The organism is Thioalkalivibrio versutus, from assembly GCF_001999325.1.
In the GTDB taxonomy this organism is placed as follows: domain Bacteria; phylum Pseudomonadota; class Gammaproteobacteria; order Ectothiorhodospirales; family Ectothiorhodospiraceae; genus Thioalkalivibrio; species Thioalkalivibrio versutus.
Genome location: NZ_MVAR01000042.1, coordinates 1 through 13318, shown reverse-complemented (window position 1 = coordinate 13318; position 13318 = coordinate 1). Strand labels below are relative to the sequence as shown.

11 protein-coding genes and 1 pseudogene are annotated in these 13318 nt (G+C 69.3%); 10 read left to right on the top strand and 2 right to left on the bottom strand.

Going from position 1 to position 13318, the window contains the following annotated elements; genetic code table 11:
* The 5 genes and pseudogenes from B0684_RS13050 to B0684_RS13030 form a co-directional block, all read left to right on the top strand.
* Positions 1-129: pseudogene (locus B0684_RS13050) on the top strand (DNA-deoxyinosine glycosylase); the annotation flags it as partial.
* A gap of 151 nt (positions 130-280) precedes the next feature.
* Positions 281-1576, top strand: a complete 1296-nt coding sequence (locus B0684_RS13045; RefSeq protein ID WP_018169234.1) for a TonB-dependent receptor — start codon at positions 281-283, stop codon at positions 1574-1576.
* A gap of 85 nt (positions 1577-1661) precedes the next feature.
* Positions 1662-2588, top strand: coding sequence for a metal ABC transporter substrate-binding protein (locus tag B0684_RS13040; protein WP_018650604.1), 927 nt, complete (start codon positions 1662-1664; stop codon positions 2586-2588).
* Between the two features lie 98 nt (positions 2589-2686).
* On the top strand, positions 2687-3295 hold the full coding sequence (locus tag B0684_RS13035; protein WP_018650605.1) for an ATP-binding cassette domain-containing protein: 609 nt from the start codon (positions 2687-2689) through the stop codon (positions 3293-3295).
* On the top strand, positions 3285-4070 hold the full coding sequence (locus B0684_RS13030; RefSeq protein ID WP_018650606.1) for a metal ABC transporter permease: 786 nt from the start codon (positions 3285-3287) through the stop codon (positions 4068-4070). Before B0684_RS13035 ends, B0684_RS13030 begins: the two co-directional genes overlap by 11 nt.
* Before the next feature lie 73 nt (positions 4071-4143).
* Here B0684_RS13030 and B0684_RS13025 read toward each other — a convergent pair whose 3' ends face one another.
* Positions 4144-5067, bottom strand: coding sequence for a histone deacetylase family protein (locus B0684_RS13025; RefSeq protein WP_018144758.1), 924 nt, complete (start codon positions 5065-5067; stop codon positions 4144-4146).
* A 39-nt stretch (positions 5068-5106) separates the two neighbouring features.
* On the opposite strand from B0684_RS13025, the gene B0684_RS13020 reads away from it, so the two are divergent.
* The 3 genes from B0684_RS13020 to B0684_RS13010 all read left to right on the top strand — a co-directional run bounded on the left by B0684_RS13020 (position 5107) and on the right by B0684_RS13010 (position 9382).
* Positions 5107-7788 (top strand): bifunctional acetate--CoA ligase family protein/GNAT family N-acetyltransferase, encoded by a 2682-nt coding sequence (locus B0684_RS13020; RefSeq protein ID WP_018650607.1) that lies wholly within the window; start codon positions 5107-5109, stop codon positions 7786-7788.
* A gap of 127 nt (positions 7789-7915) precedes the next feature.
* Positions 7916-8875, top strand: a complete 960-nt coding sequence (locus B0684_RS13015) for a helix-turn-helix transcriptional regulator (RefSeq protein WP_018176324.1) — start codon at positions 7916-7918, stop codon at positions 8873-8875.
* Between the two features lie 96 nt (positions 8876-8971).
* Positions 8972-9382, top strand: a complete 411-nt coding sequence (locus B0684_RS13010) for an HIRAN domain-containing protein (RefSeq protein WP_018176325.1) — start codon at positions 8972-8974, stop codon at positions 9380-9382.
* 46 nt (positions 9383-9428) lie between these two features.
* On the opposite strand, the gene B0684_RS13005 is transcribed toward B0684_RS13010, so the two are convergent.
* Entirely contained in the window at positions 9429-10796 is a 1368-nt protein-coding gene (locus B0684_RS13005) for an NAD-dependent succinate-semialdehyde dehydrogenase (RefSeq protein WP_018650608.1), read from the bottom strand.
* Between the two features lie 129 nt (positions 10797-10925).
* On the opposite strand from B0684_RS13005, the gene B0684_RS13000 reads away from it, so the two are divergent.
* Both B0684_RS13000 and B0684_RS12995 read left to right on the top strand, forming a co-directional pair.
* On the top strand, positions 10926-11897 hold the full coding sequence (locus tag B0684_RS13000; protein ID WP_018169242.1) for a complex I NDUFA9 subunit family protein: 972 nt from the start codon (positions 10926-10928) through the stop codon (positions 11895-11897).
* A 24-nt stretch (positions 11898-11921) separates the two neighbouring features.
* The gene (locus B0684_RS12995; protein ID WP_018169243.1) at positions 11922-13154 is read left to right on the top strand and encodes a multifunctional CCA addition/repair protein; all 1233 of its coding nucleotides are present in this window, start codon (positions 11922-11924) and stop codon (positions 13152-13154) included.
* Positions 13155-13318 lie beyond the last annotated feature (164 nt).

Sequence of the window (13318 nt, the reverse complement as noted above, 5' to 3'; positions counted from 1 at the left end):
GGGCAGGCGCAGGGCCTCGAGGCCCTGCGCCTGCCCTCCACCAGCCCGGCCAACGCCCGCCTCAGCCTGACCGAGAAGCTGGAACCCTGGCGCAACGCCTTCGTCCGCGCCGGCCTTCCACGCGACTGACCGGCAGCACACCGGAGCGCCCGATCGGGGGGTTGATACCTCGCTTGTTATTGTATAACGTTCGCTTTGTCATCCGTTACGCTATAACAGTCCAATTTCGTTGATCGGCACTGCCCGGACCGGCAGACTGCCGCGCAACCAGGAGCCCGACATGCCCCTCACCCCGTTCTCACGCCCCGTCCTCGCCGCGCTGGCCAGCCTGACCCTCGCCGCCCCCGGAGCCGCCGCGGCGCAATGGACCACCAGTGACGACGAGTCCGCCTGGGGCATGGACGTCTCCCTGATCCTCGAGGGCATCTACTACAACGAGCTCTCGCACGGTAATGATTCGCCCGCCGGCTTCGACGACGGCCACGATCACGGCCATGGTAATGGCGACGACCACGGCCTCGACGACGGCTTCAATCTAGGCCATTCGGAGCTGGGCTTCCAGGCCCGTCTCGGCGACCTCCTGGACGCCACCGTGATCATCGAATTCGACGACCAGGACATCGAGGTCGACGAGGCCTACCTGACCACCCGCGCCCTGCCCGGCGGCCTCCAGCTCAAGGCGGGCAAGTTCCTGTCTGACATCGGCTACATCAACAACCGCCACCCGCACGAGTGGGACTTCGTGAACCGCCCGCTGGTCAACGAGTACCTGTTCGGCGACCACGGCCTGCTGGAAAAGGGCGTACAGGCGACCTGGCTCGCCCCCACCGCGACCTACACCCAGCTGGGTGTGGAGCTGCTGCAGGGCGAGACCAGCGGGATCGCCAACTACGAAGGCAGCCAGTCGTCGCTGAACGATCAGGACCGCATCCTGCGCGACCGCTCCGGTCCACGCCTGGTCACCGCCTTTGCCAAGATCGGGCCGGATCTCGGGCCGGACCACGCCGCACAATTCGGTGTCTCCGGCGGCTACGCCCGCAGCTACCAGGTCACCGACGAGCACTCCACTCGCTTCGAGGACTGGGATGGCAGCGCCTGGTTCGCCGGCCTGGATGCCGTCTACAAATACAGTGCCGGCCGCGCCTACGGCCATGGCGACTGGCGCCTGCAGGGCGAGTACTTCTACCGCGAGATCGATGTCGACCGCCGTGACGTGAACTTCGAAGCCGACGGCAACGGGCCGGTGGGCTTCGTACGCAACGAACAGTCATTCAAGAACCAGCAGGACGGCATCTACGTCCAGGGCGTCTACGGCTTTGCCCCGCGCTGGGAGGCCGGCCTGCGCGCCGAGGCCCTGGGTCTGAGCAACGACGTCGGCCGCGGCGACGGCGAGTCCTTCGGCACCTCCTATCGCCACACCGCCCAGGTGACCTTCCGCCCGGTGGAGCCCGTATTCCTGCGCGCCCAGCTGTCCCAGAACGACTTTGTCGATGACCACGGCGATCGCGATCGCGGCCTGGAGTTCCTGCTGCAGCTGAACGTGGCCCTCGGCGCCCACGGCGCCCACCGCTTCTAAGCATCGCTCGACCTCGCGAGGCCGGCGTGGACTGTTCCCGTCCCTGCCAGCCTCCGCCCATACCCCGATCTGAAAGGAGTCCCGCATGTCCTATCGCAAGACTCGCGTCCGCATGCCCCGCGCGCTCGCCGCCCTCGCCTCGTTGGTACTCCTGGGCCTGCTCCTGCTGCCGTCGCAGGCCGCCGCCGGACTGAACATCGTCGCCACCACCTCTACCCTGGGCGCCCTGGCCCGCGAGATTGGCGGCGACGAGACCGAGGTCCGCGTCCTCGCGCCGCCGGATCGGGACGCGCACGACCTGGACGCCCGTCCGAGCTTCATGGCGGCCCTGCGCCGCGCCGACATGCTGCTCGAGATCGGTGCCGGGCTCGAGGAAGGCTGGCTGCCGGCCGCCCAGCGCGGCGCCCGCAACCGCGCCATCAACTCCGGCCAGCCGGGCCACTTCCGTGCGGCGGACATGATCGAGCTGCGCCGCTCCATCACCATGGATGGACCGAACATGGGGCACGTCCACGAGGAAGGGAATCCGCACTTCAACACCGACCCGCTGCGCCTGGCAGACATCGCCCTGGCGCTGGCCGAACGCATGGGTGACCTGCGCCCGGACCATGCCGCCACGTTTATGGAACGCGCCGAGCGCACCGCCGAACGCCTGCGCGACCACGCCAAGGCCCTGGCCGCACAGGTCGCGCCGGACCAGCGCATCGTGGTCTACCACGAAGACCTCGACTACCTCGAGGAGTGGCTACCTGTCGACATCGTCGGTTATCTGGAGCCGGCCCCGGGCATCCCGCCCACCGCGCGCCACCTGCGCAGCCTGGTGAGCGACCTGGAAGGCACCGAAGGCACCGTCCTCTACGCGGCCTTCCAGCCAGCGCGTGGCGCGGAGTTCCTGGAACGCAACCTCGGGTGGACCAGTCACGCGGTGCCGCTGGATCCGCCCGCGGATTCCTCGCTGGACGGCTACCTGGAGTTGATGACCACCTGGGCCGAGACGCTGCCGCGCCAGTAATCGAGTCCCTTTCCAGAAATTGACCAGCCGCGACGGACCCGGAACGCAACGTTTCGGGTCCGTTATCATTTGCGATGGCCCGAATGCCCGACACTCACATGCCGACTGAAAGCTCGTCTCCGATCCTGCACACCCGCGCCGCGTATCTTGGGTTTGACCGGCCGGTGCTGGGCCCGCTGACCCTGGACGTACCGATCGGCTCGCGCTGGGCCCTGACCGGGCCCAACGGCATTGGAAAATCGCTTCTGCTGAAGGCCCTGACGGGACAGGCGCGGGTGCATCGCGGTCACCTGGAACTGGCCCCCCAAGCCCGGATCAGCCTGCTCGCGCAGGACCACCCACGCCGCCAGCCCTGGCCGCTGTCCGGACACGACTGGTTCCGGGCAATGGGCGCGCAACCCCCCGAGCAGGCACGCGTGCGCGCCCTGATGGACCGGCGGCTCGACCGCCTAAGCGGAGGGCAATGGCAACTGCTGCGCCTGGCCGCCGCCCTGGCCAGCCACGCCGTTCACCCGCCGGCGCAGCGTCTGGTGCTACTGGACGAGCCCGCCAATCATCTGGATGCCGAGGTGCGCCACGACGCGATCGAGCTGATCACCAGCCTGCCAGGCGGCACCACACTGCTGATGACCAGCCATGACGACGATTTCCTGGAGGCCGCCGGGGTCGAACGCCACCCACTGACGGAATACATCCATGCTGGGTGACCTGCTACTCATGCCCTTCGTGGCAGGCCTGCTGATCACCGGCGTGCTGGGTCTCGCCGGCGCCGGACTGTTTCTGCGCGGCTCGGTCTGGCAGGCACTCGCGCTCGGCCAATGGGCCGCCGTCGGCGGGGTCCTGGCCTCGGTGCTGCACTGGCCGGTCCTGCTCGTGGCCCTCGTCCTGGGTACCGGGATGATGGCCCTGCTACAGCGCAGCACGGACCGCGAGCGCCTGCCGCTGGGGGTCTTTCTGGCCGGCCTCGCGGCCGTGACCCTGCTCGCCGCCAACTTCTCCCAGGCCAGCCTGGCGGCGGCCGCCTGGGCCGAAGGCCAGCTGTACTTTGCCGGGCCGAACGAATTGTGGGCGGTGGCAGTGCTGGCGGTCGCCAGCATCCTGCTCGCGCCCGGACTGTACCGCGTATGGCGACATGCGCAGCTCGCTCCCGATGTCCCCGCCACACGCCTCCCGCCGACGTGGCAACGACTCACCGAGATCGGCTGGCTGGTCGCCGCGGTCGTGCTGGGCAGCATGGTCCTGGGCCTGCCCGCCGCCCTCGCGACCCTGCTGCTGCCCGCCTGGGGTGCGGCCTATCTCGCGCGCAATCTGCGCGGGCTGTTCCTGTGGACCCAGGCCATCGCCCTGGCGGGTTTCCTGATCGCCTGGAGCCTCAGTCTGCCTCTGAATCAGCCCTTTGCCCCCGTATTGGTACTGGTGAACGTAGCGCTCGCCAGCGGCGCCCGCCTCGCCGCGTCGGTATATGGCGAACGCAACCGCTGAACAAGGCGCCCCCCCGCTCAACCATGAACGCGGCGCCACCCATACGCTGCAGTTGCGCCGCAGGCGGGGCAGGTCAGAGGGCGGCCAGGGCACGCATATGCGCCACCACACTGCGCCCCAGGGCACTCAGGGCGTAGCCACCCTCCAGCATCGAGACCACGCGCCCATCGGCGTGACGCTCGGCCAGGGCCACCAGCTCACGGGTGATCCAGGCGTAGTCATCCTCGGCCAGCAACAGGCGCGAGAGTTCGTCCTCGCGATGGGCATCGAATCCGGCGGAGATCAGCACAAGTTCCGGGGCAAAGGCGTCCAGCGCATCGAACCAGGCCCCAGCCACCGCGTCGCGCCACTGCTCCCCCGACGATCCGCCGGGTACCGGGACATTCAGGCAGTTGTCGGCCAGCGGCGGGATGCCCGACCCGGGATAAGCCGGATGCTCGAAGGCGGAAGCGAACAGGATGGCGTCATCACCCGCCACCAGGGACTCGGTGCCGTCGCCATGGTGCACGTCGAAGTCGACGATGGCGATGCGCCCCACACCATGGCGCTCCTGTGCATGGCGGGCGGCAATCACCACGTTGTTGAACAGGCAGAACCCGGCCGCCCGGTCGGCACGGGCGTGGTGCCCCGGCGGCCGCACCGCGCAGAAGGCCCGCCGGTTCGCCGCCCCCATCACCCAGTCCACCGCGCCAATGCCCGCGCCGGCCGCCAGCAACGCGGCCTCGCGACTCCCCGGCGACAGGGCCGTGTCGCCATCCAGCATCACCCGCCCCCCTTCCGGGACGTGCTGCTGGATGGTGTCGATAAAGTCGCGTGTGTGAACCCGGCGCAGGTCCGCCCGCGTCGCCGGGAACGCCTCGCGATGCAGGACCCACGGATCCAGCCCGCTGGCCACCAGCTGGTCACGGATTGCGCTCAGCCGCTCCGGACATTCCGGGTGGCCGGGACCATTGTCGTGCTCAAGGCCGGCGTCCGGCGAGAAGAACGCTAGATTCATGCTATGAAGACACTGGGCACGTCATAACCGAGAGCATGCATGGGAACCCATATCCTGGACAAGCTGTTCAATCCGCGCGGTGTCGCCGTGTTCGGCGCATCCGAACGCGAGGGCAGCGTCGGCCGCACGGTGCTGGCCAACCTCCTGGCGGCCGGCTTCAAGCGCACCCTGCTCCCGGTAAATCCCAAATACACCGAGGTACAGGGCCTGCGCTGCGTGCCCGAGCTGAAACCCGGCGAGCACATGGTGGACCTGGCGCTGATCGCCACCCCGGCTCGGGCCGTCCCCGGCATCCTGCGCAACTGTGGCGAGGCGGGCCTGCGCGGCGCCGTCATCCTCTCGGCCGGCTTCGCCGAAGCCGGCCGAGAGGATGAACGTCTGCAACAGGAATGCGTCGAGATCGCGCAGCGTTACCGCATGCGCCTGATCGGCCCCAACTGCCTGGGCATCATGCGCCCGGGCATCGGGCTCAACGCGACCTTCAGCCACAACCAGGCGCTGCCCGGCAAGCTCGGGCTGATCTCCAGCTCCGGGGCGCTGATCACCGCCGTCCTGGACTGGGCGGAGCCCACCGGCATCGGGTTTTCCAGCGTGGCCTCGACCGGCGACGCCGCAGACGTCGACTTCGGCGAGCTGCTGGACTACCTCGCGGTGGACCCCGAGACCCAGGGCATCCTGCTGTACGTCGAGGGCATCCGCCACACGCGGCGCTTTCTGTCGGGCTTGCGCGCCGCCGCGCGCATGAAGCCCGTGGTAGTCCTCAAGTCCGCTCGCCATGCGGCCACCGCCCAGGCGGCCGCCACCCATACCGGGGCGATGATGGGCTCGGATGCGGTGTTCGACGCGGCCCTGCAGCGCGCCGGCGTGGTCCGGGTGGAGCGCGTGTCGCAGTGGTTTTCCGCAGCCCAGACACTGGCCAGCGGCGTGCGCCTGCGCGGCGAGGATCTCGCCATCCTCACCAACGGCGGCGGACCCGGCGTGATGGCCGTGGACCGGGCCGCCGACCTCGGCCTGAACCTGGCCACTCTGGCCGACGGCACGCTGGAGGCACTCAACGCCCTGCTGCCCGCCCACTGGTCGCATGGCAACCCGGTGGACATCCTCGGCGACGCTACCCCCGAACGCTATGGCGAAGCCCTGCGCATCGTGCTCGCGGACCCCGGGGTTCACATGGCGAGCGTCCTGCTCACCCCGCAGGCCATGACCGACCCCGACGCCTGTGCCGAGGCCGTGATCGAACAGGCCCGCAAAAGCCACAAGCCGGTGCTGGCCTGCTGGATGGGCGACCCGCTGGTGGCCCGCGCACGGAATCGCTTCGACGCGGAAGGGATCCCCCAGTTCCGCACGCCCGAAGGCGCGGTCGAGACCTTCGCCTGGCTGATCGAACACCGACGCAACCAGCGCATGCTGCTGCAGGTCCCCGGCCCCCGCAGCGATGACCAGCCCGCGGATATCGAGGGCGCGCGCCTGATCCTGCAACACGCACGCAGCCAGGGCCGCAGGGTCCTGAGCATGCGCGAGTCCCGGGCCGTGCTGGCCGCCTTCCACATCCCCTGCAGTCCCAGCATCCTCGCCCGCGACCCGGCCGACGCGATGCTGGCCGCCGAGACCCTGGGCTTCCCGGTCGCGCTCAAGATCAGTGCGCCCGACCTCACCCACAAGAGCGACTTTGGCGGTGTACGACTCAACCTGCGCAGCGTGCAGGCCGTGCGCCAGCAGGCCCAGGAGATGCTCGACCAGATCCACGAGCAATTCCCGGAGGTCGAGGTTGAAGGCGTGAGCGTGGAACGCATGGCCGAGGTCGGGCATGTTCGCGAACTGCTGGTGGGAATCTCGCGCGACCCGGTGTTCGGCCCGGTCATCGCCTTCGGCCTGGGCGGGACCGCGGTGGAGGTCATCGGCGACCAGGCCGTCGCCCTGCCGCCGCTGAACCCCTCGCTGGCCCGGCGCCTGATGGCGCAGACTCGCGCGGCGCGCACCCTTGGCACCTTTCGCGGCGCGCCCCCGGTGCGCGAGGGCGCGGTGGAACAGGTCCTGCTCCGGGTCTCGGAGATGGCCTGCGAGCTGCCTGAACTCGCCGCGCTGGATATCAACCCCCTGCAGGCCGGCGAGAACGGCGTGATGGCCGTGGACGCCCGCATCGAACTGGCCGATTCCGCGCACGACGGCCGTGACTACGCGCATATGGCCATCCACCCCTATCCCGGCCACATGGCCCGGAAGGTCACCACCCGCGACGGCCATGAACTCGAGCTCCGGCCGATCCGGCCCGAGGACGCTGCCATCGAGCAGGAATTCGTGCGCAGTCTGTCGGAGAAGTCCCGCTATCTCCGGTTCATGCGCTCGATGGACGAACTCACGCCCGAGATGCTCGTACGCTTCACCCAGATCGACTACGACCGCGAGATGGCCTTCATCGCGGTCGACCACCACACGGGCCGGGAGGTGCAAGTCGGCGTCGCCCGCTACACCACGGAACCCGACGGCGAGAGCGCGGAGTTCGCCGTGGTCATCAGTGACGCCTGGCAGGGCCGCGGCGTGGGCAGCCTCCTGATGGAGGCCGTCATCGACTCGGCCCGCAACGCCGGCCTGCGCGAACTGTTTGGCGAGGTGCTGCGCCACAACGGCGGCATGCTCGCGCTCGCCCAACGCCACGGCTTCCAGCGCGAGATCCTCGCCTCCGACGAGGAGATCATCCGCGTCAGCCGGCGCCTCCACTGAACACCGGGACGGTCGCCCGCAGCCGCCGCAAGCGACCCGGCGGGCATCCGGCGCCCCGGCGCGTAGCTTGCGGGTGCCCGGGCGAATGGGTAGCGTCCCCGGGCATGCATCGACCCCTGGCCCGCCCGTGAACCGCGCCGAGCGTATCTTTCACCTGCACCGATTGTTGCAGGGGCGGCGGCCGCCCTCGCTGGCGGACCTGATGGAGCGTCTCGAGGTCTCGCGCGCGACCGTCAAGCGCGACCTCGAATACATGCGCGACTTCATGCAGGCGCCCATCGAATACGATGCCCAGGCCAATGGCTACCGCTACGCGCAGGATGCCCCGGCGTTCGAGCTGCCGGGGCTGTGGTTCAACGAATCCGAGCTGCTGGCGCTGCTGACCATGGAACAACTCCTGGAGGACGTGCAGCCCGGGTTGCTAGCGCCCACGCTGGGGCCGCTGAAGGGCCGCATCCGCGAGCTGCTCGCCAGCGGCGGGCACCAGCCGGACACCGTGCGCCGCCGCATCCACATCCAGCCGCTGGCCCAGCGCGGCAGCCGCGGCGAAAGCTTTCAGGCCGTGGCCACTGCGACCCTGGACGAGCACCCCGTCGAGATCGAGTATCACGGCCGTGCCCGGGACGCCGCGAGTTGTCGCGTCGTGCACCCGCAGCGCCTTCTCTACTACCGCGACAACTGGTACCTGATCGCCTGGTGCGAGCAGGCCCGGGACCTGCGCACCTTCGCCCTGGAGCGCATCCGCTCGGTGCAGCCGGTGGAGTCTGCCTACCGCTCCATCGACGAGGCGACCCTGGATGCTCATACGGGGGACGCCTTTGGCATCTTCACCGGTCCCGCACAGGAATGGGCCGTGCTGCGCTTCACCCCGGAACATGCCCGCTGGGTCGCCGACGAGATCTGGCACCCGGAGCAGATCGGCGAATACGAGGGCGACGCGTATCGCCTCCGTATTCCCTACGCCGACCCGACCGAGCTGGTCCAGGAGATCCTGCGCCACGGCCCGGGCGTCGAGGTGCTGGCGCCCGTCGACCTGCGCCAGCGCGTGGCCAGCGACCTCGCGCGCGCCGCTCACCAGTACACCTAGGGAAACACGGATAAGAACCGATTTCGGGGGTGGCTCATCCTGTGAGCCACCCCCGGTGCTACAACGGACACCCAGGCCACACCGAGGAGTCCGAACATGTCGCACAACCGCCAGGCACGCCCCGTCCCGCCGCTCGCCGGCTACTACGCCGAGCGCGGCACCTACAACCGCACCGCCACCACCGAGGAACTGCTGGACCGCATCCCCCTGGCCGGTTTCCGCCACCACGAGGCGCCCCGGCTGTGGGAGATCCTCAAGCGCGGCCAGGCCCTGACCGTGGAACGCGAGCGCACCAACACCCACGACGGCCAGGCCGTCGCCGTGCGCTGGATGGACCACCACCTGGGCTATCTGCCTCGCGACCGCAACGGCCTGGCCGCCCAGCTACTGGACCAGGACCAGCCCCTGATCGCCCGCATCCTCGAGAAGCGCGATCACGCCGACCGCCACCACCGTCTCGAGCTCGGCCTCTACCGCGCGAAGTCGAGGCCCACCCCGGCCCACTAGACCCACGCACTCAAGGCGACGCGGATCAACCTTCGACCGGCACCGATCAACCGACCCAGATGGTCTTGGCGTTGACGAATTCGTGGATGCCGAGCTCGGAGAGTTCGCGGCCGTAGCCGGAGTCCTTCACGCCGCCGAAGGGCAGGCGCGGGTCGCTCTTGACGATGCCGTTGACGAAGGCGCAACCGCATTCCAGGCGCCGGGCCAGGGCCTCGCCGCGCACCGGATCGCCAGTCCAGACGCTGCCGCCCAGGCCGAAGCGCGAGCGGTTGGCAAGTTCGATGGCGTGGTCTGCGTCGCGCGCCCGGGTGACCGCCGCGACCGGGCCGAAGGTCTCCTCGTCGAAGGCCGCCATGCCGGGTTCCACGGCATCCAGTAGCGTGGGCGGGTAGAAGTAACCGGCCCCGTCGCGGGGCTCGCCACCCGCCACCAGGCGGGCGCCGGCCGCCACGCTGCGGGTCACCTGGTCGTGCAACTCGCTACGCAGGTCATCGCGCGCCAGCGGCCCGATGTTCGTTCCCTCGTCCATCGGATCCCCGATGACCAGGGCCTCGATGGCCGCCTGGAAGCGTTCGACGAAGGCATCCGCGATGGCCTCCTCGACGATGAAGCGCTTGGCGGCGATGCAGGTCTCGCCGTTGTTCTGGAAGCGCCCGCGTACCGCCTGCTCCACGGTGTGGTCGAGATCGGCATCCGCCAGCACGACGAAGGCATCCGAGCCGCCCAGTTCCAGCACCGAGGACTTCAGGGCCTTGCCGGCCGCAGCCCCCACCGCGCGGCCGGCGCCTTCGGAGCCGGTCAGGCTGACGCCCTGCACGCGACGGTCAGAGATGATGCCCTCCACCGCATCGGAGCCAACCGGCAGGTTGCGGAACACGCCCTCGGGAAAACCGGCCGCTGTGAACACCTGCTCCAGGTGCGCGGCGCAACCGGGGACGTTGGAGGCGTGCTTCAGCAGCACGGTATTGCCGGCCAGCGTGGCCGGGATCGCCTGGCGAAAGGCCTGCCAGTAGGGAAAGTTCCAGGGCATCACCAGCAGCACGGTCCCCAGCGGCTGCCAGGCGATGAACGACCGGCTCGCATCCGAGGCGACCATGGTGTCCTGCAGGAAGTCCGGGCCATGCTCGGCGTAGTACTCGCAGGCGTTGGCACACTTGTCGACCTCGGCGCGCGCCTCGACCAGCCGCTTGCCCATCTCGCGGGTGGCCGTAGTCGCCAGGGTCTCGCGCGCGTCGCGCAGCACCCCGGCCAGGTCGTGCAGGCAGGCGGCGCGCTCCGCCACCGGGCGTGCCGCCCAGTCCGGTGCGGCACTGGCCGCGCGTGCCAGGGCGGCCTCCAGCCCGTCCCGATCCATGCGGGGGTAACGCGCGAGCATCTCGCCGGTCGCAGGGTTGATCGCGGTCAGTTCGGTCATGTCGGCGCCTCGGATTGGTGACCCGGAAACAGGCCATGGGAAACACAGGTCAACTATTTGCTAGTTTGAACAATGCGGGTCACCCGAGTATAAGACGATCCGCATTCGCTTTCGGAAGGACCTTGCCCCATGTCGATCGATTCGATTCGCAATGTCTGCCTGCTCGGCGGCACGGGCTTTGTCGGCCACCACATCATCCGCCGACTGATTGACCGCGGCCTGAAGGTCCGCGTGTTGTCGCGCCGTCCGCACCGCCATCGCGACCTCCTGGTCAACCCCGAGGTCGACCTGGTCGAGGGCAGCGCCCATGATCCCGCCACCCTGGAACGCCTGTTCGCGGGCCAGGACGCGGTGATCAACCTGGTCGGCATCCTCAACGAACGTGGCCACAGTGGCGCCGGCTTCCACGCCGCCCACACCGAGCTGACCGAGAAGGCCCTGGCCGCCGCCGAGTCGCAGGGCGTGCGCCGCTTCCTGCAGATGAGCGCGCTGAAGGCGGACATGGACGACGCCCCCAGCCACTACCTGCGCAGCAAGGGTGCGGCCGAGCAGGCCGTGTTCGCCAGCGAATCCCTGGCGGTCACCGTCTTCCGTCCCTCCGTCATCTTCGGGCCGGAAGACTCCTTCCTGAACCGCTTCGTGACGCTGCTGAAATTCTCGCCCGTGATGCCGCTGGCGCGTGCCCGGGCGCGCTTCGCCCCGGTGTTCGTGGGCGATGTGGCCGAGCACTTCGTCGAGGCCCTGGAAGACCAGGATACCTTCGGCCAGGGCTTCGAGCTGTGCGGCCCGAAGACCTACACCCTGGGCGACCTGGTGCGGTATGTGGGCCGGGTCTCCGGCCACCGGCGCCCGGTAATCGGCCTGCCCGACTGGGCCGGCAAGCTGCAGGCCAGCGTGCTCGAGTTCGTGCCCGGCAAGCCGTTGTCGCGCGACAACTTCGCCTCGCTGACCATCGACTCGGTCTGCGACGGCGAACAGCAGCTGCCCTGCCCGACCCGCCTGGAATCCATTGCCCCCAGCTATCTGGGCGGTGGGGGCGCCGGGCGCGAGGCCCGCATGCAGCACCTGCGCACGCTCAATCGCGGGGCCAGCCGCGGCTGATCGAAGGGTGAACCGGTAACCGCCATGCAGACCTACCTCGTCGGCGGTGCGGTTCGCGACCGCCTGCTAGGGCGCCCGTTCACCGAGCGCGACTACGTCGTCGTCGGCAGCTCGCCGGAGGCGATGGAGTCCAATGGCTTTCGGCCGGTCGGGCGCGACTTCCCGGTCTTCCTGCATCCCGAAACCCACGAGGAATACGCGCTGGCGCGCACCGAGCGCAAGACCTCACGCGGCTATCACGGCTTCCAATTCAACGCCTCGCCCGAGGTCACGCTGGAGGACGACCTCGAACGCCGCGATCTCACCATCAACGCGATGGCCGAGGATGCCGACGGCCGCTTGATCGACCCCTACAATGGCCAGGCCGACCTGGAGGCGCGCCGACTACGGCATGTCTCCCCCGCCTTCGCCGAGGACCCGGTGCGCCTGCTGCGCGTGGCGCGGTTTGCCGCCCAGCTCGCGCCATGGGGCTTCGAGGTCGCGCCCGACACGCTGACGCTGATGCGCGAGCTCGTCACCTCCGGCGAGGTCGACGCCCTGGTCCCCGAACGCGTCTGGGCGGAATGCGAGAAGGCCCTGAAGAGTCCGGCCCCACGGCGTTTTCTGGAGGTGCTGCGCGAGGCCGGGGCACTCGCCGTCCTGTTCCCAGAAATCGAGCGGCTGTTCGGCGTGCCGCAGCCGGAGCGCTACCACCCGGAGATCGACACCGGCGTGCATACCCTGATGGTGCTGGACCAGGCGACCCGGCTTTCCGATGCACCGGAGGTCCGTTTCGCCGCGCTGGTGCACGACCTCGGCAAGGGCACCACTGCCCCGGAGATCCTGCCCAGCCATCACGGGCACGAGGAACGCGGGGTGGACCTGATCCGCGCCCTGACCGAACGCCTGCGCATACCCAACCGCTACCGCGACCTGGCGGTGCGCGTGGCGCGCTACCACGGGCTGGTGCATCGCGTATTCGAGCTGCGCCCGAAGACCGTGATGAAGCTGGTCGACGGCCTGGACGTCCTGCGCCGCCCGGAGAACGTGGAGCCCTTCCTGCTGGCGGTGGAGGCGGACTTCCGCGGCCGCACCGGCTGGGAAGACAAGCCCTATCCACAGGCCGACGCGGTGCGCCGCGCAGTGGCGGCCGCGCAAGGCGTGCAGCCGGCGGCCCTGATGGCCGAGGGACACAAAGGCAAGGCACTGGGCGAGGCCCTGCAGCGCGAGCGCGTTCGCGCCATTGCCGCCGCCCTCGACGAACACCCCGACGCATAGGAGCCTGCTCGCAGGCGAATGCCCTGCCATTGTCGGACGCGGGCAGGGCATTCGCCTGCGAGCAGGCTCCTTGTGTCTTGCGGTTCACGGATCGCTACCATGAACCGCATTGGGCTCGGGGTAACCCGTCAGGCTCCTGAGGTCACGAACCTGTTCTGTAGATT